Origin of the sequence: Proteus faecis, from assembly GCF_003144395.1 — a bacterium.
GTDB classification, from domain to species: domain Bacteria; phylum Pseudomonadota; class Gammaproteobacteria; order Enterobacterales; family Enterobacteriaceae; genus Proteus; species Proteus faecis.
Map to the genome: position 1 here is coordinate 15,020 of NZ_PENZ01000028.1, position 21,809 is coordinate 36,828.

The window sequence follows — 21,809 nt, forward strand, 5'->3', positions numbered from 1 at the left end:
TCAATAAACGGGTTTCAAGGAATTGGCGCAAAACGAGGGTAAAAAAATGCCAGATAATACCGTAACGGAAGAAAAACACTTTAAATGTATTGGCATTGTTGGTCATCCACGCCACCCCGAAGCAATTTCAACTCATGAAATGCTCTATCATTGGCTATTGGCTCAAGGCTATGACGTTATTATTGATACACAAGTTGCTCAAGAACTAAAGCTAGAAAATGCACAAACAGGTGATCTAACACAAGTTGGTAAAGCTGCCGATCTAGTCATTGTTGTTGGTGGCGATGGCAATATGCTTGGGGCTGCACGAGTGTTATCTCGTTATAACATCAAAGTGATTGGTGTTAACCGGGGGAATCTAGGCTTTCTTACTGACCTTGATCCTGATAATGCCTTACAGCAATTAACCAATGTGTTGGCTGGGCACTATCGTGAAGAAAAACGTTTTTTACTTGAAGCACGCGTCTATGCAGAAGGTCAAAGAAATCGCATTGGTACAGCAATCAATGAAGTCGTGCTTCATCCCGGTAAGGTTGCTCATATGATTGAGTTTGAAGTTTACATTGATGATCGTTTTGCTTTCTCTCAACGTTCTGATGGCTTAATTATTGCAACACCAACAGGATCAACGGCCTATTCACTTTCTGCTGGAGGACCTATCTTAACCCCAAATCTTGATGCTATTGCACTTGTACCAATGTTTCCACATACCCTATCAGCACGACCTTTGGTTATCAGCAGTGATAGCCAAATTTGCTTAAAATTCTCACAAACAAATATCGATTATGAAGTCAGTTGCGACAGCCAATTAGTGTTACCAATTAAAGAAGGTGATGAAGTTATTATTAAGAGAAGTCGTCAAAAGCTCAATTTAGTTCACCCGACTGATTATAATTATTTTAATACACTCAGCTCAAAATTGGGTTGGTCGAAAAAAATGTTCTAATTTTTGTGCCTCACTACTTTACTGTATAAAAAACCAGTTTATACTGTATGTAATTACAGATATGTTTTTATACACAGGAGAGGCACTATGCTGACTCAATTAACCATTAGTCATTTTGCCATAGTCCGTGAACTTGAAATCGATTTTTCAGGTGGCATGACCACCATTACAGGCGAAACTGGCGCAGGTAAATCTATTGCAATTGATGCTCTGGGTTTATGCTTGGGTAACCGTGGTGATGCCAATATGGTGCGCCCAGGTGCAACTAGAGCCGATTTATGTGCACGATTCTCACTCTCTGATACGCCATCAGCACAACGTTGGCTTGAAGAACATCATCTTGATGATCATAACGAATGCCTATTAAGAAGAACTGTTTCTGCTGATGGGCGTTCTCGTGGTTTTATCAATGGCACTTCCGTACCACTTTCACAATTAAGAGAACTGGGTTCCTTACTTATCCAAATTCATGGACAACATGCTCACCAACAACTTTTAGAGCCTCGCTATCAAAAACAACTGCTTGATATCTATGCCCATGAACCTGCTTTATTAAAAAGCATGAAGTCGGCTTATCAAACATGGCATCAAAGTTGCCAAACTTTAGCCGCATTTCAACAACTCTCATTAGAACGAGAAGCAAGGCAACAACTGGTTGATTACCACTTAAAAGAGCTCAATGAATTTCAGCCAGTACAAGGCGAATACCCTGAATTAGATCAAGAATATAAACGTCTTTCTAACTGCGGTCAGTTTTTAACGCTAAGTCAAAATAGTTTACAAATTTTAAGCGACAACGAAGAGCAAAATATTTTAAGTATGCTCAATGTGGCTAAACATGAAATTACTGAACTAGCCTCTATGGAAGGTCAGTTCAATTCACTATTAGAGATGCTAGAAGAAGCGACTATTCAAATTAGTGAAGTGAGTGATGAACTTCGTCATTATAGCGATCGCTTAGAGATGGATCCTAATCGCTTATTTGAAGTAGAGAAACGCATGTCTAAGTACATTAGTTTGTCACGAAAACATCGCGTTGCCCCTGAAGAACTCTATGATCTTCATCAGCAATTAATTGAAGAGAAGAATGCCTTACTTCGCCAAAATGACGATTGTGACGCTTTAATAGAACAAGTCAAAGCTGACCATTTAATTGCATTAGATGTCGCAAAACAACTGCATCAAGTTCGTCAACAATATGCAAATGAATTAAGTCAACTTATAACTAATAGTATGCATCAGTTATCAATGCCACATGGTTATTTTACTGTTGATACCTATTTTGATGACAGTTCACTGCAAATTGATGGTGCCACAAAAGTTGAATTTAATGTCACCACAAACCCAGGGCAACCTCATCAAGCACTTTCTAAAGTAGCTTCAGGAGGTGAATTATCACGTATTGCACTCGCAATCCAAGTGATCACAGCCAAAAAAATGGATACACCAGCACTTATTTTTGATGAAGTCGATGTAGGTATCAGTGGCTCAACAGCGGCTATTGTTGGTAAATTACTACGAGAGTTAGGCGAATCAACTCAAGTTATGTGTGTTACTCACTTACCTCAAGTTGCAGGTTGTGGTCATCAACACTATTTCGTTAATAAAGAGACAAATGGTGAAGAAACTGAAACAACCATGAAACTGTTATCGAAAAAAGAACGCCTACAAGAGCTCGCACGTTTATTAGCTGGTAGTGAAGTCACCAAAAATACCTTAGCAAATGCGAAAGATTTGTTGGCAGCATAACGATTAACAAACTTTTATTGATATTTAAGGTCATAGGCAGAGTGTGAAAGGTTTTCAATTGCTGCGTTGTCGATTATCATCGTCACTATGACCCTAAAAGGAATGTAATAACCATGCGTTTTAAACTGTTAAAAGTTGCCGCCTTATCTTTAGTCGTAATGACTTCAGGTTGCTCTATGTTCGAGAGACTGGTTTACCACCCAGATATCAATCAGGGAAATTATTTAACGCCTGCCGAAGTCGCAAAAGTTCAGCAAGGAATGACACAGCAGCAAGTTCAATTTGCCCTTGGTACGCCAATGCTTAAAGATCCTTTCGGAAGCCAAACTTGGTATTATGTTTTCCGTGAAGAACCTGGTCATCAGAAAGTACGTCAAGAGACCCTCACCCTGACTTTTGATAGCAATGGCATACTGACTAAGATTGATAAGCAAGGCAATATGCCTAACTTCGCATCACCTGAAACAAAATCGTAATGCGATTGCTATACTAAGAAAGCTTAGTTTTATATAAGATTGGCAAAAACGAATTGCACCCCATACGTTAAATTTGACGTTGGGGTGTGTTTTTATAAAGAGGAATTGCTTTATAACAGTGTTGTCTTTTTATTGTATCTGACTGTAACCAAACGGCCTATCAACGCAGAATATGATGCTCCCTTTTTTTATTGGGCTAGCATAATATTAATCCGCTTTTTGTCGTGCTTTTTCAGCACGCTTACGGCGCATTTCTTTAGGATCGGCAATTAAAGGTCGATAAATTTCAACTCTATCACCGTCTCGCACATTATCGCTTAACTTTGCTGGTCGACTATAAATACCCACTTTATTCTTAGTTAAATCAATATCATTACAAATCGTTAAGATATTTGAAGCAATAATGGCTTGCTCAACAGTATCCCCTAATGTTAGTTCAACAGGGATAAGGTACTGTTTGTCGGGCAACGCATAGGTTACCTCTACCCATATTTTAGTCACGATAGATCTCTTTCGCTCTGTGAGTAAATGCCTGAACCATATTGTTCGTTAAATCCTTAAAAATACGCCCAAAAGCCAACTCAATTAATTTATTAGTGAACTCAAAGTCTAGCTGAAATTCTATCTTACACGCATTATCATCAAGTGCGGTAAACACCCACCCTCCAGTTAATTTACGAAAGGGACCATCAACAAGACGCATATCAACACGTTCATTAGTCTTTAAAAAGTTATGAGTAGTAAATGTTTTACTAATTCCCGCTTTAGAGACATTTATTGATGCAATCATTTCTTCTGGAGTGCTTTTGATCAGTTTACTTCCAACGCATCCTGGTAGAAAATCAGGATAAGTAAGAACATCATTAACCAGTTTAAACATTTGCTCTGTGCTAAAAGGGACGAGAGCAGATCGACTAATCTGAGGCATAGTTATTCCTGTACGACAACACTGTGTGTGATCATATCATTGAACAGTGACTAATTAAAAATCTAATGGAATATAGCTTAAGTTTTATGCAATTGAAAAGAAAACAGTCGGTTAAATGATTTCTTTCTATTGCTCATACAGTATAATGTGGAAATTATGACAAAGAAAAAATCACACAAACCTGGTTCTGCGACCATTGCGTTAAACAAACGTGCTCGCCATGAATATTTCATTGAAGATGAGATAGAAGCGGGCTTGGCGCTCCAAGGCTGGGAAGTTAAATCACTGCGTGCAGGAAAAGCCAACATCAGTGATAGCTACGTTGTCATGCGTGACGGTGAAGCTTATCTTTTTGGTGCAACCATTACACCTTTAAATGTTGCATCAACTCATGTGGTTTGTGATCCGACACGTACCCGTAAATTATTATTAAAACAGCGTGAACTTGATAACCTTTATGGTCAAATCAACCGCGATGGTTATACCGTTGTTGCTCTTTCTCTTTATTGGAAAAACGCTTGGTGTAAAATTAAAATTGGCGTTGCAAAGGGTAAGAAAGATCACGATAAACGTGAAACGATTAAAGATCGTGAGTGGAAATTAGACAAAGCACGTATTATGAAAAATGCTAACCGCTAAATTGCGTTAAGTACTAGCAATTACAAGTATTTTTCTGATATACTCGCTTTTAACAACTTGGGGCTGATTCTGGATTCGACGGGATTTGCGAAACCCAAGGTGCATGCCGAGGGGCGGTTGGCCTCGTAAAAAGCCGCAAAAAAATAGTCGCAAACGACGAAAACAAACTAGCACTAGCAGCTTAATAACCTGCTCAGAGCCCTCTCTCCCTAGCTTCCGCTCTTAAGACGGGGATCAAGAGAGGTCAAACCCAAAAGAGATCGCGTGGATGCCTAGCTTGGGGTTGAAGCGTTAAATTTAATCAAGCTAGCTTATTCATGGCGTGTCTGTCCGCAGTGGGTAAGTGAAATCAAAGACTAGACTAAGCATGTAGTGCCGCGGATGTAGAAATTTCGGACGCGGGTTCAACTCCCGCCAGCTCCACCAAATTTGGTGGGTCAGTGATAGGATAACGGTTTCAAAATCAAGAAGTTAGCGAAATCGGCAAGACTACACACTGACAACAAAAGAACTATAAATGACACGCAAATGACACGCGGATCATTTAAAGTTTAGAAAGGCTCACTTCGGTGAGCCTTTTTTATTAAAATAAAATATATTCAGCCATTCCAATATGTCATAGCATGTTCACTACTGCTCATTGCTAGACTCTAGTCATATTCCATATGAAAAATCCATATAGCCTTACAATCTTATCTCAAAAGTAAAAATACAAAAAACTGACAAATACGTCATCATAAAAAATCCTAACAATAAATTATTGTTTTACATAAAAGCTATTTAATAACAACATAGAAAACCTCTAAAACTTGTTGTTACAAGACCAATTTTAGTAGAAATTGTCATGTTAAATTAACTCTGTTTATCCTACAAATGACTGGTCTAAATAACGCTAAATACCTATTCTAATCTAAAGAGTTTAAGGTAATCATAATGAAAATACTCTTAATTGAAGATCACAAAAAAACAGCCAATTGGGTTAAAAAAGGGCTAGAGGAAGCTGGCTATACTATTGATATTACAGGTGATGGTCGTGATGGTCTCTATTTAGCATTAGAGAATAACTACAAATTAATTATTCTTGACATTATGCTTCCTGGAATGGATGGCTGGAATGTTTTAAAAATATTGCGTACATCGAAATCAGTTCCTGTGATTTGTTTGACAGCAAGGGATGCCGTAGATGATCGCGTTAAAGGACTAGAATTAGGAGCAAATGATTATTTAGTAAAACCTTTCTCATTTTCAGAATTGTTGGCAAGGGTTAAAAATCAATTAAGAGTTCAACAAAATATTTCAACCGTTATTGAAATTGCTGATTTAAAAATTAACTTATCCCGTCATGAAGTTGAACGTAACGGTATACAGTTCCCAATGACACGCCAAGAATATTCATTATTGCTCTTTTTTGCTTTGCATATTAATGAAATATTACCTAGAGCATTGATTGCAAGTGAGGTATGGGGAATTAATTTTGATAGTGATACTAATATCGTAGATGTCGCTATCCGTCGTTTACGAAAAAAAATTGATGATGGATATGAAATCAAATTAATAGAAACGGTTAGAGGAATGGGATATAGGCTAAATGGAGTCAATAATGAAAACAAAATCATTAAGATTTAAACTTATTTCTTTATTTATCGTATTGATGATTGCAAATGCAGGATTTATGTCTTTAACGCTTTATCAATCACTTAAAAATGAATTAATATCCCGCGATAACACCTTACTTGTAAACCGGGCAGACCAATTAGCTAAGTTAATTAATAGCGGAATTGATATCAAAACATTGCCAATCTATTTCCAGCGCATGATGGATATGCAACAAGATATTATTTATATTACTGATATTAATAATAAAATTCTAGTTGATACTAATTCAGATATTTTATTTGCAGATCATCTAAAAACTGTTAATGCAAATAATATAGATTTAAACACTATAACCTCTTGGGAAACAAGATCGGGTGTACCCGTTTCGGCAATTAACTTTACAATTGAATCACCAATAGGCATGTTAAATGTGGTAATCGCCAAAGCGTCTTTTGTGCGTATCAGTATGTTAAGTGAATATTTAAGTAAAATACTAATTATCTCATTAGCTTCTATTTTATTTATGGGAATATTAAGCTTTTGGCTAATTAAACATGGGCTAAGAGATATCCGTTTTCTTAGCCAAATGACTGCTAAAACAGACATACACACTCTCAACCAAACAATAAATATTTCACAACTTCCCAGTGAACTTAAAAGTTTAGGTGACTCATTAAACATAATGAGAAAAAGATTAAAGAATGATTTTGTAAAACTAACTCAATTAGCAGATGACTTGGCTCATGAACTCAGAACACCAATTAACGCCGTAAAAGTTCAAAATGAAATTATGTTACAACGCTCTCGTAGCGTAGAAGAATATGAATCAATTATTATTAGTAATATTGAAGAATTGGATAAACTTGCAAAAATAATTGAAAATGTTTTATTTATCGCTCGTGCTGAAAATAAAAATATTATTTTAAATAGAGAAACCTTGAATTTATCAGATTTAATTGATGAAGTTTATAATCTATTTTCATTTTATGCAGAAGAAAAACAGATTACCTTATTAAAAAAGCCTACAGCATTAACAGTTAGTGCAGATCACTTACTTTTTACGCGCATATTAATGAACCTCATATCAAATGCAATTAAATATTCTCCCGCTAATACGCAAGTCATCACTCAATGTAAAAAAGAAAAAAATCAGTTAGTGATTTGTATCAGTAATATTGGAGAAGAATTGGATCAACATGAAAAAATATTTACTCGTTTTTGGCGTGGTGATAATGCAAGAACAACAGATGGAAATGGTTTAGGTTTATCAATTGTACAAGCTATTATGACATTACATGAGGGTAAAGTAAGTTACGAGCGTATTGGAAAACGCAATGTATTTTGTTTAACCTTTCCATGCTAATTACGCTATATGACAAAATTGTCATCATCTTGTCAGCTTTTTTATAAAATATCTCGGCATAATTAACTTATTAATAGCCTATAAGTTTCTTAATTATGTAGAGGTAACATCATGAAAAAAAATAGGAAAAATAGCCTATCAGACATTACACCTGAATCTGTTTTTATGATGAAACGACGTAATTTACTAAAATTACTGGGAGTTGGTGCGGCTGGGATAGCCACCTCATCTGCTGTAAAAGCAGATTTATTTTCATGGTTTAGTGAAGATGACAAACCGACAATACCCAAATCACCCTATAAAAAATTACAATTTATTCAACCTGAAGAATACCAATCTTCATTAAAATTAACGCCTGAAGATAAGGTAACGGGCTATAATAATTTTTATGAATTTGGTCTTAATAAATCTGATCCAGCTAAATATGCACACTCCATGAAAACAGATGAGTGGACATTAACTATTGATGGTGAAGTTAATCGTCCACTCATCTTAAACCTAGACGATATTAACCGTAAATTTCAATTAGAAGAACGTATCTATCGTATGCGTTGTGTTGAAGCATGGTCGATGGTCATTCCTTGGGTCGGTTTTCCATTAGCGAGCTTACTTTCTTTGGTTGAACCCAATAGCCGTGCAAAATATGTTGCCTTCGAAACGCTTTACTCGCCACAGGAAATGCGCGGACAAGATAGTCGCTTTATTGGGGGAGGTTTGCAATACCCATATGTCGAAGGGTTAAGACTAGATGAAGCAATAAATCCACTCACATTATTAGCAACTGGGGTATATGGAAAATCGTTGCCTAATCAGAATGGGGCACCAATTCGCCTTGTTGTTCCATGGAAATATGGCTTTAAAGGGATCAAATCCATTGTAAGAATTCGTTTAACTGAGTCAATTCCGCCAACAACATGGAATTTATCCGCACCACATGAATATGGTTTTTATGCAAATGTTAACCCAGATGTCAGCCATCCTCGTTGGTCACAAGCAACCGAACGTTTTATTGGTGCGGGTGGCTTAGGCCAAATAACAAGACAACCAACATTATTGTTCAATGGCTATGGTGAGCAAGTAGCACATTTATATAAAAATTTAGATTTACGGAGAAATTTTTAATGCAATCGATATATGGAATAAAAGTTAAGTTATTAAAAACCATATTCCATCTTATTGGTTTATTGGCTTTCATTTGGCTTATTTATGCAATTTATACGCAAAAATTCAGCTCAGATCCTTCAAAAGATATTCAGCATTTTACTGGAATTACAACTTTACGTTTATTAATTATATTAGCTCTGATCCCTATGGTTGCATTTTACTTAAAATTAAACACACTATTTCAAGTAAGAAAACCATTAGGATTATGGTGTTTTTTTTGGGCTAACTTACATTTAGCAAGTTATCTTCTACTTGAAATAGGTTGGGAAAATATTACTTTCTTTTTTAGCGAAGTTTTTTCCCGTATTTATCTTATTATAGGCGCTTTATGTTGGATAATTTTATTATTGATGGCTATAAGTTCATTTGATTGGTTAAAAAATAAATTTAATCAAGAATGGAAAAGAATACATAGCCTATTTTATCCACTCTTATTATTAGTCTGTATTCATTATTTTTTATCATTAAAATCGCCAACACCAGAGCCTATTATTTATCTAATTATTATTGGATTAACATACCTTTTTCGATTTTGGCAACAGAAAAAAAATAAATCAACTAATATATAAAATAACCTCTCCACCAATTTAATTATAATATTATATAAATGATATTATTAAAGCCTCATTTAAGAGGCTTTAACAAATTGTAATAAACTAAATAGTTGCCTATCAATTCAGCATTAGAAATACAATGATATATCCATAGAAAAATTACGCCTAGGAGCAGTAAAACGTTGTAAACCAAGACGAACACGATCTATTTGATTTGTTGTACCAAATTCTGGCAAACTTCTTAATGCATCCCAAGTACTATATTTTCTATTAAATAAATTAAAAACCCCAGCACGCAATACAATATTTTTATTTACATTATAGTAAGCTGTCGTATTAAATACAGTTTAAGAATCAATAAGATATGGCTATTCACAACCATTCCGTATTGCTTGATTACCTTCTTTTCGTGTTGAATAAGTCATAAATATCCCTGCACCATATTTTTTATCCGCATTATCATAAGATAAGGAAGAAACCCATTTAAAAGGTTGTATAGAAAGTAATAATCTTCGAGCCTATCATGGTTGCTTTTCCTCCCACTCTCACTCGACTAATTGTATTTTCCGTTGAATCAATAATAACGTGAATAAGAGAAGAACATTGCATGGCACGCCCCTGCTCTAATAGAAAATGCGTTTTATGAGGGAAAACATGCTTAACAAGATAACAGCCTAAAGCGCCACTAGAACTCCCTGTAGCAGACTCTTCATTGATGCCATATAAAGGTGCAAAGTTACGGCAATGAGCAGTAATCTCTTTATCTTGGCTAAGCTCAAAAACATGAAAGCCAATAGTATTAAATTCGCGACTTAACTCTGCAATCGCATCAAAATTCGGTTTTAGCGTATCTAATTGCCCAAATTGTACGGGGATCAAAATATCAGGTAATCCTGTTGAAAATATCTCAATAGGTAAGCCTGTTTCTGAAATAACTTCGCAATTTACTCCTAATGCAGCGGCCACAGCATCTATTTTTGGAGCTTGTCGTGAAATAGGCAGTGTTTGCTCCATAACGACATTTTCAGTATCAATAGCAACGCTTAAAACGCCTGCTTTGGTTTTTTGTGTGTAATGACCAGAAGCCAATAAATTGAGTGAAGATAAAGTGAAAAATACCGCTAATGTAGCATGACCACAAAAATCGACTTCTCCTTCAGGCGTGAAAAAATCAACTTCAAAATCAGTCTCTTCACCTTGATAAACAAAAGCAGTTTCAGAAAAGCCGACTTCTTTAGCGATAGCTATTTTCTGTTCATCACTTAATTGAGGAGGATTTAGTACTACACCAGCAGGATTCCCCCCTGTATTATTTCGAGTAAATGAGTTTACAAGATATACTTTGATCTCGTGCTCTACTGAGTGTATAGCTTCATTTTGCATATATTTTCCGCATTACTTCAAACGCATTAAGTCTGTGTATAAAAATAGAGTTTTCTCGATCTATCTTATATTGCTCTACTTTAAATATCTTCTTTTTAAGTAGTAGATAAAATACTCACTAATTAGGGCAAACTTCCGACACGCTATCTAATCCTTGCTGTCTTTGTTCAAATGTGACACTTTTATTATCGCCATCTCGGATAATTTTTAAGATATAAATACTATCAAAATCACTACTTTTCCATTTAGGGATTAATTTAGGATCTCCCCCCTCTTGCTTCATAATATCTCGTGCCACTTTAACTAAATTGTCATGCTCCCATGCAATAAAAATAACTGCATTTTCATATTTCTTACTTAACAGGGCTTCTCGCAATTCTTTTACCTCTTTAGCATGGTATTGAAGATGAATAGGTAATGAGGTTTTAATCGCGATAGGAGAAATTGTTTGGAGTGAACGCAATGAATTGCCTAACTTACTCTGTTTGGGCGCAGCGGCAAATAATGCATCAGGTTTGCCAAATTGATTTATAAGTACATCTGGTAGGGCTAATGCTCTATTTAATCCCTTACAGGTCAATTGCCCACTATCATTATCAGGTTTTTCACCATGTCTTATAAAGACAAGTGTTTGATTGGAATACGCCATATGACTGAATCCTAAAATAAATATGCCCAAAAATATAAATACACTGCGCATACAGCGTTGCCTTTAAGTCAATTAAGTATAAGAAATATATAAAAATTAAAACACATCTAATATTAACCATAAACTCGCCTGTTTGGTGTCACTCAGTCTATCATAGACCAAAGTATTTTAGCGGTGAGTGCATCTTAGATAATGTACATTTAGCCACTCTTATAATTTATTGGCCTTTATTTTACTTTCCAAATACCCCAAGATTAATTAACAAATATTAAAATCGAACAAACAATTGTTAACGGAAAATAAAGAATATCTTTGATTTTTTATTACGTTACGTCCAGATTTATAAAGTTGGATTAAAGTTAAATACTCAGCACTCTTAGATAAAAAAAGAGAGGAAATCTCTTTTTTTCAATAAAAATAATGTGTTAAAAATCAATGCAAACCTCTTTATCTCCCTTTACTTAGTTTAATGGCTAAAGTTCTGCCACTAGTTACCGATACTGTTTGTTCTTCAATAAGTTATCAATACTTATTAATTATTATTTATCCAGGGTTAAGCATGTTCTTTAAAAACTTTAAAATTCGTACAAAATTAACCATCGCATTTACAATTTTTGTGATGTTAATTATGTTGGGTTCCAGTTTCGCACTAATGGGTTTAAATAGTGCGAATCAAGATATTCATGATGTCGTTGATGATATCTATCCAACCACAGTCAAAGCCAATTTACTGATTAATAATTTCAATGAGTTTATTATATTTCAGCAACTCACTATGCTTGATGAGCAAGGAAGTTTAGCGAGTGAACAAGAGAGCAAGAAAGCAGAGATCACCGCTAAAGTTGCGCAATTGCTGAAAGAGTTAGACGAATCCACACACGATGCTGAGTCAAAAAAAATCTTAGCTGAGGTTTATGACATTCGTCAGCAATATATAACTTCTCAAAACTTTGTAGTAAAGGCATTTAATGAAAATAACAGACACGCTGCAGTCAATGAACTGATCACAAAAACCTCTGCTATCCAATTAAAATATCGCGATAAAATATTAGAGTTTATCGAATTACAAAATCAAAAAATGGAGGAGGCAGGTGACGCTGTTGAACGTGATTTTATTGAGAAAAGAATATTTTTAATATTATTAACTCTTGTCAGTATTATTGTGGGTAGCATTTTAGGATGGTTTATTACTAGAGGCATTACTCTCCCATTAGAAAAGGCAATAAATTTTGCAAAAGCCATCGCAAATGGTGATTTAACACAAGAAGTGAATACTGATTATCATGATGAAGTAGGGATACTATTACAAGCCCTTGCTGAAATGAAAATGCGCCTATTAGAGGTTGTGCAAAATGTACAAAACGGTGCTGAAAATATTTCCTCGGCAGCAGAGCAAATTACTGCGGGTAGCCAAAATTTAGCGGCAAGGACAGAAGAACAAGCAACATCAGTAGAAGAAACCGCAAGCTCAATGGAGCAAATGACGTCAACCGTTAAAAACACAACAGATCATACTCATAATGCAATTAATGTTGCTGAAAAAACTGAAGTCGCTGTACACCATAATGGCAAAATGATGCTTCAGCTAACTGAAAAAATGAGAGCAATTAATAGCTCATCATCTCAAATGACCGATATTATTAACTTAATTGATGCCATTGCATTCCAAACTAATATTCTTGCACTAAATGCTGCTGTTGAAGCTGCTAGAGCAGGTGAACATGGTAAGGGTTTTGCAGTTGTTGCTGGAGAGGTCAGACTACTGGCACAAAAGAGCGCAGATTCCGCTAATGATATACGTGCTCTTATTGATAACTCATCAACTCAAACACAAGAAGGAATGGAATTAGTTGAGCAAGCCGACTCACAAATCCAAAAAATGATCACCGATGTTGAAGAAATCAGCGCATTATTACGAGAAATTGGGCAGGCAAGTAACGAGCAAAGCGATGGTATATCACAAATCAATAATGCTATAAGTCAGCTTGATTCGACAACGCAACAGAATGCAGGATTAGTTGAAGAATCTGTCGCTGCCGCAAATTCTCTTAACGACCAAGCCTTAAATCTAACTAAACTTGTTAATTACTTTCAGATTAAGTGCATCTAATTCGTTATTGTATTTGATAGTGTTGTTCAAGGTCACTCAGTGAAAATTGTCGTGACCTTGAAAACATATTTAGATGAAAGAATAACCGCTTATATCAACCAAAAACGTGAGTTAAATGTGCTTTATATTCAGCAATATCATTATCAACTTTTGGCTCTTTAATAACGTCATTAACCATAAAAGTTGGTAATTGAGATAACCCTAAAAATTGTTGTGATTTGTGAAAAGCAAAATAAACACCATCAACACCTCTACCATCAAAGAAATTGCCAAATTCATTAAAGGCTTCAACAGGAGCGTTCCACGTTACGGAGAGCATGTATTTTTTACCTTGTAATAGCCCACCTGTGCCGTATTGCTTTTTAGGATCACGACGAGTACGACCATCATTCTCATATAACTTGCCATGACCAAATGTATACACATCATCCATATATTTTTTTACTTTCCATGGCATCATCATCCACCAGCCAGGCATTTGATAAATAATAGTGTCAGCCCATAGAAATTTATCTATTTCATCATCAATATCATAGCCTTCTTCTATTTGAGTCTCTTTAACACGATGACCTAATGTGACTAAATGTTCAGTAGCAACATCATGCAATGTGCGGTTTAATTGACCGGCAGAATGACCAAAGTTTTGACCACCATTAATCAGTAAAATGTTCATGTTAACTCCTAAATTTTTTCTTGCGATACGTCTAATGGAGTTAATCTAACAGGAAACAAATAAGTTCGCACACGACAATAAAAACCAAAAACAAATAAAAAGCAGAGTTATAATCTTTATTTAAACTCAAAATAAGCTATATAAAATATAAAAAACCACAAATAATCACTTTTACGATTAGGTGTATTAATTATAACGATTATTGCTTTTTAGGCAAAAGTCTATTGTTTCTCAGACTATTTTTTTAAATGACTGGCTGTTATAACATTAATAGGACGACCTTCTAGCCAGATAGGATTGTATTACTATTTATTACCTTAAGATAAGTTGTAAGAAATTAAGCACATCAATGTGCTAAAAGTTACAGCTTTAATGTGTCTGATAGATATTGAGTTAAACTATCAATAAAAACGCGAATGCGCTGGCTCACTACGCGATCACTATAATAAACAGCATGAAAAGGTAATGGTATAGATTGTATTTTATCGCTAAATAGCTCAACTAGTTTGCCTTCTTGAATATCTTTATTCACCATAAAATCAGATAAACAAGCAATTCCTTCACCACTCATACATAGCTGCCTTAATGTTTCGCCACTGTTTGCAGATATCCCTTCCGTTACCGTAATGAATACATTTTTTTCGATTTCTAAAGGCCATGTATTTAATGAAACTGGCTCAGTAAATGTTAAACAAGTATGCTCACTCAACATTTGCGCTGTTGTCGGAAATCCTTTTCGCTCAATATATTTTGGCGAAGCAATAATTTTACGATGGCTATTAAATAAAGGACGAGCACGTAAACTTGAATCGGTTAAATGACCGACTCGTATAGCCACATCCACTTTACGCTCAATTAAATTAACAAAGGTTTCAGAAGAGACTAATGACAAAGTAATATCAGGATATTGTTGGCGAAAAACAGAAATAAAAGGGATCAAAAGATGCAATACCACAGGTGTAGCAGCGTCAATACGCAATAAGCCTTTAGGGGAACGTTGTGTACCATATAACTCATTTTCAGCAGCTTGCATCTCTTGCAATATCACTTTCATCCGCTGAAAATAAAGTTCACCTTCTGCAGTAAGATCAATTTGGCGAGTTGTTCTATTCAGCAAATTAACGCCTAATTTATCTTCTAATTTTTTTACAGTACGACTTACCGCTGAATTAGCGAGATTCAGTTTATCTGCAGCTTTTGTAAAACTTTTATGCTCAACAACTTCAACAAATACTCTCGCTTCTTCTGATGTTGCTTTCATATCATAAACCTCGGTAGTATTAAGTAACGTACTGAAATTTAAGAATACGAGTATCTTTTTATTATTGCAATTAAGTTAATAATAGAGAGGTATAATAAGTTATTAGCCATAACCCACTATAAGCAATGTATATATCCCAAAAAATAAGCAGATAACCCTTAATGAGATACCTGCTTAACTCACTGTGGAAAAAATAGCATTAAGCTAATTTCTCAATAAATTTAATCTCTAGTGAATCAGTTTTATCCTTTAAATTTTCGATAAATGCTTTCATATGTGCCGTTTCATTATGTTTATCAATGGCACTTTGGTTTTCCCATATTTCAAAGAAAATAAAGGTTCTTGGTTGAGTCGTATCCTTATGAAGTTCATACTGGATACAACCTTCGTCTTGATGACTTGGCTTTATCATCGCCCGACAAGCAGACAATACATCACTCTCATGATTTTCTTTTGCCACAATAGTGGCTATTAATCTGATATTGTTCATATAAAAATCCTATCGCTCGGCTATGAGATTGTTAAGTACATTGCTTCATAAACTCAAATTACTCTAACACAATTCTTATCTCATTCTTCATTCCAATTCTTCACATTTAAGCAAAAGTATTTTGCAGTGGAGCAACTGGATTTGCCTCAAGGAAATGGTGATTAACCGTTATCTCTAAGTAAAATTTTTCAATCAAAGTGGTAAACAAATAATCCCTACTCTGTCACGGGTGTGATTGCCATAGCTTCTATAATGGCATTCGATTTATACATTAATGCGCATTCACCCCAATGAAAAAAACAACCTAGTTCACACTTTTGTTCTTTTTTTTTATGTGTAACAACATCGCCAATGAAATGTAAACAATTTTACCAATATCAGACAAACTGTTTGTATTTGCAAAGTTATTTTGACGGTGATGGATAGCGTCAAATGTTAAATCCTAAAACATCGCTAACATAATCACTGGTCTCTGTTATCAAAATAGGGCTATTTAATGATGAGAATAATCTTTTCACTATTAATACTTCCATAATAATCTCAAGATAATGTCACTTATTGTAAGAGAAGCTTATAGCGCTAAAAAATATCCTTTCCCCCCTCTCTCACGCTAAAGAAAACATTTCGCGAGAAATTATTACGTAGTTAAAACAAGAATAATTATCTGCAAACTTACTTTTCAATCATTTTTTTACTTTCAATATTTGTATGACAATTTTCTGGGTAAAATGAATATCTCATCTAAAAATGAGATATTACATCAAAAATATTTCATATCTTATCTTTGCTCTATAACAGTTAACTTAAACACTTCAAATAATGTATAGAAAAACGATTAAATAAATATTTTTCTCTTATTATATAGGATTTTTTTTATGCTTTTTCAGTCATAAAAAATAAGAAAAATAAACTTTTTACTTTTGCCAATACGATCAAGATCACTTTAAACATATCTTTAACTGAAAACAATTAGGAAGAACCATTCTCATTTTATATTTATTTCACTCTTCAACCCTCCATTATCTTCATGATTTGTATTACAATTAAACCCAACATCAAAACCAGTGGTTGTGCGCGTTAAGAGACAAAAAGAAGTCAATCATTGATGAGGAAATCATATTAACATCGACTTAAACAGTTAATATAAAAATATTATTTTTGTATAATTAACATTGTTAAATTTAAAAAAAAGAAAAAACAAACCATAATAAATTATATTCTTACAATAAAACAAAAATTTCTATAATTAGAATAAAAAAACATCGTAATTTAAAAACAAAAAACAACAAAAAAGAAATAAAAACAATGTAAAGAAAATAATCAATATAAAAAAACAAAATAAAAATAAAAATAAAAATAAAAAAAATAAGCCCCCCCCCAAAAAAAAATAAATACAACAATAAAAGCAACCATTGAAAAATAAAATTAACGAAAATTTAAATAATAAAAAAATAAAAACTTATAATAATAAAAAATTAAAATATATAACATTAAAGCTATTTGTTAATAAAATAGTCCTCACAAACAATACATTAATTTAATTTATGATTATTTGCAACATAGATAGCCATTCCTATCCTAAAAAAGAGCATTTTAGACTTAAATTCATCTTTTTATTACATAGCTAAAACCATCAATATCGTTCTTTTTTTCATCAAAAACCAATTTGATAACAACATTAGCAATCCAATTACATTGATGAACATCAAAAAACAAGACAACTAACAAGCAAATAATGAGAAAAAAGGAATTTTTTTATATTTGTCACACAATTGATTTTATTCTATTACATCTCAATAAATATTCCCTACAATAGCCAACCAATCTAACCTAACAATTTCCTAAGTGATAATGTTTTTCATTGTTTAGGTTAGTAACTATCTTTTTTTATTTATGATTTATCGTTTCAGCAAAGTAGAGCATTAATAAAACCTAGTACCCTACACAATTATATGATGACCAATTTATAGGTTTGCCAACGCAGTTATAAACGATAAAAATTGCAAACTTAAGGATAAAAATAATCATGTCCGACTATCTATCATTCTTATTAGGCATTGTGCCTTTAGCGGTTTTGATTTTTATGATCTTAAAAATGAAATCAGCCGTTCACCATGCCGTGCTCGTGTCTTTAGTGATAACTGTTGCGCTGGCTATTTTCCATTGGAACAACACCATTCAATTTGCGTCAGTCTCTGTCCTTTATGGTGCAGTGAAAGGATTATGGCCAATTATCATAGTCATTCTTGCGGCTATTTATAGTTATAACTTAATGCTAAAAACAGGTGGCATGGATGTACTTAAGGATGTACTTGCGGGTATAAGTGATGATAAACGCGTTCAAGTTCTGCTTATCTCATGGTGTTTTGGTGGCTTCCTTGAAGCAGTTGCGGGTTATGGTACTGCGGTTGCCATTCCTATCGGTATTTTAATTGCACTTGGATTTGATCCTTTTAAAGCAGCTGTTGCCTCTTTAGTTGCTAATACTGTTCCTACAGCTTTTGGTGCGGTCGGTATCCCAGTTTCAATTTTGGCACAAAACACTGGGCTTGATGTATTAGTGCTGAGTAAAACAATTATTATTCAGTTGGGATTATTTAATATCGTCTTGCCTTTTGTCATCGTTGCTATTGCTGGTGGCGGAATTAAAGCGATTAAAGGTGTCGGATTTATTACCTTAATGTGTGGTATCAGTACACTGATCCCTCAATATATCGTTGCTGCTAATTTAGGTGCTGAATTACCGGCGTTTGCAGGTAGCTTAGTCAGCTTAATTGTGGTTATTTTCCTTGCTAAACGCATGAAAAACGGCGGTGATAAACAAAAAAATATCAAAAAGCACACGGGTAAAGAGTTGTTAGTAGCAAGTTCTATTTATCTGTTTACCTTTATTTTTATTTTAGCGTGCTCACCTTTATTCCCTACGCTTCAAAGCATGGCAGGTTCAATATCCACAAAGATCCCATTTGTATTAAGTGAAACACAAACGGAATATCAAACCATTGCTTGGTTAAGTACTCCGGGTGTATTAATTATTCTCGCCAGCTTTGTAGGGGGCACCATTCAAGGTGCAAGTGTTTCAACACTTATCTCTGTTCTGGTTAAGACAACGATCCAACTGAAAAACTCGATTATTGCCATCACAGCAATTGTAGCGATGGCAACGGTCATGGATTTCAGTGGCATGATTGGCAGTATCGCCGAAACCTTAGTCGATTTCACAGGTGCAGGATTTATCTTTATTGCGCCAGTAATCGGTGCGTTGGGAACCTTCGTAACCGGTAGTGACACCAACTCTAACGTACTGTTTGGTAAGTTACAAACCAGTGCAGCAGCCAAACTCAATATCGATCCATTTATTCTGGCAGCAGCCAATACCTCTGGTGCAACGGGCGGTAAAATGATTTCACCACAAAGTATCGCCATTGCTGTTTCAGCGACCAAAATGGATGGTCAAAGCAGTGCCATCATGCGTGAAACCTTAAAATACTGTATCGCCTATATCATTATTCTTGGGGCGAAGATCGGCATTATTTATCATCTAATGAACTAATTAATAAGGAAAAGGGAGTGTGTTCACCCCGCTCCCTTCTCCTCTTATAACGAAGCAATAAAAGAATTTTATCTTTAGTAAAAATGACAACATCTGAGCGATGTTTTTGGAGTTCGATTAATGAAAGTTAATTTTTATGCGACCTGTCTTGGTGATGTGCTGAAAGCAGATTCAGCTCGAGACACCGTCCTGTTACTTGAAAAATTAGGCTGCGAAGTCTTATTTCAAGAACGCCAAGGTTGCTGTGGTCAGCCAGCGCTTAATAGCGGTTATGTAAATAACGCAAAACCTGCCATGAAATCGTTAATTGAAACATTGGAAGTGAACGACTATCCCATTATTTCACCCGCAGGCTCCTGTACTTATGCCATTAAAGGCTATCCAACTTATCTTGCTGATGAGCCTCAATGGGCATTACGGGCGCAAGGTGTTGCCGATCGCCTGATTGATTTAACCAGCTTTATTGTTAATACGCTTGGTGTTGTTGATGTTGGCGCTCGTCTGCCAGGTAAAGCGGTTTATCACCCATCTTGCAGTTTAACTCGAAAATTAGGTGTCGTAAGTGAGCCTTTAACGTTGTTAAAACATGTTGAAGGTCTTGAAATGTTGCCATTTGCAAACTCAGAAACCTGCTGTGGCTTTGGTGGAACATTCTCCGTGAAGATGTCTGAAATTTCAGGTGAGATGGTGACCGAAAAAGTAAAACATATCATGGATGTGAGCCCTGATTATGTCATTGGTGCCGATACAAGTTGCTTAATCAACATTCAAGGTCGTTTAAGTCGTGAAAAACGTCCGGTAAAAGTGTTGCATATTGCACAAGTTTTAATGAGTCAATAAGGGAGCTTGCTTATGTCTATCAAAACCAGTGATATAGATTTCAGACCTCGCCTCGAACATGAAATGAAAGACACAATCATGCGTAATGCGGTTGTTATGGCGCAAGAACGTATTGGGGCTAACCGTCAAATCATGGTGAAGGAGCTCGGTAATTGGGAAGAGTGGCGTGATCGCGCAGAACAAATCCGTAACCATGTGCTTGAAAATTTAGATGCTTATCTCTATCAATTATCCGAAAAAGTGACTGAAAACGGAGGCCATGTTTATTTTGCTAAAACAGCAGAAGATGCCTCTCGTTATATTTGTGAAGTTGCCAAAAAGAAAAACGCGAAGAAGATTGTAAAATCTAAATCAATGGTCACCGAAGAAATTGGGATGAATAAAGCCTTACAAAATGAAGGCATTGAGATCATCGAAACTGACCTTGGTGAATATATTCTTCAATTAGATAACGATCCACCGTCTCATATCGTGGTTCCAGCGATCCACAAAGATCGCTATCAAATTCGCAAAGTCTTAAATGAAAAACTCAATTATGAAGGCAGTGAAACGCCAGAAGATATGACGCTTTTCATTAGACAACGTATAAGACAAGATTTCCTTTCTGCTGATATTGGTGTCACCGGCTGTAACTTTGCCGTGGCTGAAACAGGTACTGTCTGTTTAGTCACCAATGAAGGTAATGCAAGGATGACCACTACATTACCTAAAACCCATATAGCAGTTATGGGTATGGAACGTGTGGCTCCCACCTTTGAAGAAGTTGATCCGTTGATAACCATGTTATGTCGTAGTGCTGTTGGCTCACGTTTAACCAGTTATAACACTTGGGTAACAGGTCCTCGTGAAGCAGGCAATGTTGATGGTCCTGAAGAATTCCATTTAGTGATTGTGGACAATGGTCGTTCTGAAATTTTAGGCTCACAATTTAAAGATATTTTACGTTGTATTCGTTGTGGTGCTTGTCTCAATACATGTCCAGCCTATCGTAATATTGGTGGTCATGCCTATGGCTCAATTTATCCGGGTCCAATTGGTGCTGTAATTTCCCCGCTATTAGGGGGTTATAAAGATTTCCACGATCTCCCTTATGCATGTTCATTATGTAACGCTTGTAATGTGGTTTGCCCAGTTAAAATTCCTTTAGCACAACTCATTTTAAAACATCGCCGTGTGATGGCAGAAACAGGCCTTACACCAAAAGCTGAACGTCGAGTCACCGGTATGTTTAACTACCTCAATTCACACCCTGCTCTTTGGAAAGTGGGTATGAATGTTGGTGCGAAAATGGCAGGGTTAATGATCAAAAATGGTTCTACACCAATCAAAATCAGTGTTCTTAACGATTGGATGGAATCGCGTGATCTCCCTAAACCGGATGGTTATAGCTTCCGTAGTTGGTTTAAACGCCATAAAGCAGAAGGAAAAAAATAAT

The 21,809-nt window shown here is 35.2% G+C and carries 19 protein-coding genes and 1 other RNA gene; 13 read left to right on the forward strand and 7 right to left on the reverse strand.

What is annotated here, in order from left to right:
• The first annotated feature begins 46 nt into the window (after positions 1-46).
• The 3 genes from nadK to bamE all read left to right on the forward strand — a co-directional run bounded on the left by nadK (position 47) and on the right by bamE (position 3,171).
• Positions 47-946: an NAD(+) kinase gene (gene nadK, locus DK858_RS07215; RefSeq protein ID WP_109396823.1), complete on the forward strand. Its 900-nt coding sequence runs from the start codon at positions 47-49 to the stop codon at positions 944-946.
• Positions 947-1,033: 87 nt separating this feature from the next.
• On the forward strand, positions 1,034-2,695 hold the full coding sequence (recN, locus tag DK858_RS07220; protein ID WP_109396824.1) for a DNA repair protein RecN: 1,662 nt from the start codon (positions 1,034-1,036) through the stop codon (positions 2,693-2,695).
• Between the two features lie 113 nt (positions 2,696-2,808).
• Positions 2,809-3,171, forward strand: coding sequence for an outer membrane protein assembly factor BamE (gene bamE, locus DK858_RS07225; protein WP_109396825.1), 363 nt, complete (start codon positions 2,809-2,811; stop codon positions 3,169-3,171).
• Positions 3,172-3,378: 207 nt separating this feature from the next.
• On the opposite strand, the gene DK858_RS07230 is transcribed toward bamE, so the two are convergent.
• Both DK858_RS07230 and DK858_RS07235 read right to left on the reverse strand, forming a co-directional pair.
• On the reverse strand, positions 3,379-3,675 hold the full coding sequence (locus DK858_RS07230) for an RnfH family protein (RefSeq protein WP_369961909.1): 297 nt from the start codon (positions 3,673-3,675) through the stop codon (positions 3,379-3,381).
• Positions 3,665-4,099 carry an SRPBCC family protein gene (locus tag DK858_RS07235; protein ID WP_006533588.1) on the reverse strand — a complete coding sequence of 145 codons (435 nt, stop codon included), beginning with the start codon at positions 4,097-4,099 and terminating at the stop codon, positions 3,665-3,667. Before DK858_RS07235 ends, DK858_RS07230 begins: the two co-directional genes overlap by 11 nt.
• A gap of 156 nt (positions 4,100-4,255) precedes the next feature.
• Between DK858_RS07235 and smpB the strand changes: the two genes are divergently transcribed.
• From smpB to DK858_RS07265, 6 genes are all read left to right on the forward strand, one after another.
• A complete protein-coding gene (gene smpB / locus DK858_RS07240; RefSeq protein WP_069367807.1) occupies positions 4,256-4,738 on the forward strand; it encodes an SsrA-binding protein SmpB in 483 nt (160 codons plus the stop codon).
• A gap of 59 nt (positions 4,739-4,797) precedes the next feature.
• Positions 4,798-5,164: a transfer-messenger RNA gene (gene ssrA / locus DK858_RS07245) on the forward strand.
• A gap of 507 nt (positions 5,165-5,671) precedes the next feature.
• A complete protein-coding gene (gene hprR / locus DK858_RS07250) occupies positions 5,672-6,364 on the forward strand; it encodes a response regulator transcription factor HprR (RefSeq protein ID WP_109396826.1) in 693 nt (230 codons plus the stop codon).
• Positions 6,339-7,697, forward strand: a complete 1,359-nt coding sequence (locus tag DK858_RS07255; protein ID WP_109396827.1) for a heavy metal sensor histidine kinase — start codon at positions 6,339-6,341, stop codon at positions 7,695-7,697. The genes hprR and DK858_RS07255 overlap by 26 nt, the downstream gene beginning before the upstream one ends.
• Positions 7,698-7,808: 111 nt before the next feature.
• Positions 7,809-8,819: a protein-methionine-sulfoxide reductase catalytic subunit MsrP gene (gene msrP / locus DK858_RS07260; RefSeq protein WP_109396828.1), complete on the forward strand. Its 1,011-nt coding sequence runs from the start codon at positions 7,809-7,811 to the stop codon at positions 8,817-8,819.
• Positions 8,819-9,430 (forward strand): protein-methionine-sulfoxide reductase heme-binding subunit MsrQ, encoded by a 612-nt coding sequence (locus DK858_RS07265; protein ID WP_109396829.1) that lies wholly within the window; start codon positions 8,819-8,821, stop codon positions 9,428-9,430. The genes msrP and DK858_RS07265 overlap by 1 nt, the downstream gene beginning before the upstream one ends.
• A 468-nt stretch (positions 9,431-9,898) precedes the next feature.
• On the opposite strand, the gene DK858_RS07270 is transcribed toward DK858_RS07265, so the two are convergent.
• The gene (locus tag DK858_RS07270; RefSeq protein WP_109396830.1) at positions 9,899-10,798 is read right to left on the reverse strand and encodes a PhzF family phenazine biosynthesis protein; all 900 of its coding nucleotides are present in this window, start codon (positions 10,796-10,798) and stop codon (positions 9,899-9,901) included.
• A 118-nt stretch (positions 10,799-10,916) separates the two neighbouring features.
• Complete coding sequence (locus DK858_RS07275) at positions 10,917-11,498, reverse strand: histidine phosphatase family protein (protein WP_109396831.1); 582 nt, start codon at positions 11,496-11,498, stop codon at positions 10,917-10,919.
• 508 nt (positions 11,499-12,006) lie between these two features.
• Between DK858_RS07275 and DK858_RS07280 the strand changes: the two genes are divergently transcribed.
• Positions 12,007-13,557, forward strand: a complete 1,551-nt coding sequence (locus DK858_RS07280; RefSeq protein WP_109396832.1) for a methyl-accepting chemotaxis protein — start codon at positions 12,007-12,009, stop codon at positions 13,555-13,557.
• 94 nt (positions 13,558-13,651) lie between these two features.
• On the opposite strand, the gene DK858_RS07285 is transcribed toward DK858_RS07280, so the two are convergent.
• From DK858_RS07285 to DK858_RS07295, 3 genes are all read right to left on the reverse strand, one after another.
• Positions 13,652-14,230, reverse strand: coding sequence for an NAD(P)H-dependent oxidoreductase (locus DK858_RS07285; RefSeq protein ID WP_109396833.1), 579 nt, complete (start codon positions 14,228-14,230; stop codon positions 13,652-13,654).
• A 361-nt stretch (positions 14,231-14,591) separates the two neighbouring features.
• Positions 14,592-15,491, reverse strand: a complete 900-nt coding sequence (yafC, locus tag DK858_RS07290; RefSeq protein WP_109396834.1) for a DNA-binding transcriptional regulator YafC — start codon at positions 15,489-15,491, stop codon at positions 14,592-14,594.
• 199 nt (positions 15,492-15,690) lie between these two features.
• Complete coding sequence (locus tag DK858_RS07295; RefSeq protein WP_109396835.1) at positions 15,691-15,981, reverse strand: putative quinol monooxygenase; 291 nt, start codon at positions 15,979-15,981, stop codon at positions 15,691-15,693.
• Positions 15,982-18,007: 2,026 nt separating this feature from the next.
• On the opposite strand from DK858_RS07295, the gene DK858_RS07300 reads away from it, so the two are divergent.
• From DK858_RS07300 to DK858_RS07310, 3 genes are all read left to right on the forward strand, one after another.
• Positions 18,008-19,534, forward strand: coding sequence for an L-lactate permease (locus DK858_RS07300; RefSeq protein WP_109396836.1), 1,527 nt, complete (start codon positions 18,008-18,010; stop codon positions 19,532-19,534).
• Positions 19,535-19,654: 120 nt separating this feature from the next.
• Complete coding sequence (locus DK858_RS07305) at positions 19,655-20,374, forward strand: (Fe-S)-binding protein (protein WP_099659343.1); 720 nt, start codon at positions 19,655-19,657, stop codon at positions 20,372-20,374.
• 12 nt (positions 20,375-20,386) lie between these two features.
• On the forward strand, positions 20,387-21,808 hold the full coding sequence (locus DK858_RS07310; protein ID WP_075670932.1) for a LutB/LldF family L-lactate oxidation iron-sulfur protein: 1,422 nt from the start codon (positions 20,387-20,389) through the stop codon (positions 21,806-21,808).
• Position 21,809 lies beyond the last annotated feature (1 nt).

Coding starts and splice junctions, on each gene's coding strand:
- nadK (WP_109396823.1), top strand. CDS start 47: ATGCCAGATAATACCGTAACGGAAGAAAAACACTTTAAATGTATTGGC.
- recN (WP_109396824.1), top strand. CDS start 1,034: ATGCTGACTCAATTAACCATTAGTCATTTTGCCATAGTCCGTGAACTT.
- bamE (WP_109396825.1), top strand. CDS start 2,809: ATGCGTTTTAAACTGTTAAAAGTTGCCGCCTTATCTTTAGTCGTAATG.
- DK858_RS07235 (WP_006533588.1), bottom strand. CDS start 4,099: ATGCCTCAGATTAGTCGATCTGCTCTCGTCCCTTTTAGCACAGAGCAA.
- smpB (WP_069367807.1), top strand. CDS start 4,256: ATGACAAAGAAAAAATCACACAAACCTGGTTCTGCGACCATTGCGTTA.
- hprR (WP_109396826.1), top strand. CDS start 5,672: ATGAAAATACTCTTAATTGAAGATCACAAAAAAACAGCCAATTGGGTT.
- DK858_RS07255 (WP_109396827.1), top strand. CDS start 6,339: ATGAAAACAAAATCATTAAGATTTAAACTTATTTCTTTATTTATCGTA.
- msrP (WP_109396828.1), top strand. CDS start 7,809: ATGAAAAAAAATAGGAAAAATAGCCTATCAGACATTACACCTGAATCT.
- DK858_RS07265 (WP_109396829.1), top strand. CDS start 8,819: ATGCAATCGATATATGGAATAAAAGTTAAGTTATTAAAAACCATATTC.
- DK858_RS07270 (WP_109396830.1), bottom strand. CDS start 10,798: ATGCAAAATGAAGCTATACACTCAGTAGAGCACGAGATCAAAGTATAT.
- DK858_RS07275 (WP_109396831.1), bottom strand. CDS start 11,498: ATGCGCAGTGTATTTATATTTTTGGGCATATTTATTTTAGGATTCAGT.
- DK858_RS07280 (WP_109396832.1), top strand. CDS start 12,007: ATGTTCTTTAAAAACTTTAAAATTCGTACAAAATTAACCATCGCATTT.
- DK858_RS07285 (WP_109396833.1), bottom strand. CDS start 14,230: ATGAACATTTTACTGATTAATGGTGGTCAAAACTTTGGTCATTCTGCC.
- yafC (WP_109396834.1), bottom strand. CDS start 15,491: ATGAAAGCAACATCAGAAGAAGCGAGAGTATTTGTTGAAGTTGTTGAG.
- DK858_RS07295 (WP_109396835.1), bottom strand. CDS start 15,981: ATGAACAATATCAGATTAATAGCCACTATTGTGGCAAAAGAAAATCAT.
- DK858_RS07300 (WP_109396836.1), top strand. CDS start 18,008: ATGTCCGACTATCTATCATTCTTATTAGGCATTGTGCCTTTAGCGGTT.
- DK858_RS07305 (WP_099659343.1), top strand. CDS start 19,655: ATGAAAGTTAATTTTTATGCGACCTGTCTTGGTGATGTGCTGAAAGCA.
- DK858_RS07310 (WP_075670932.1), top strand. CDS start 20,387: ATGTCTATCAAAACCAGTGATATAGATTTCAGACCTCGCCTCGAACAT.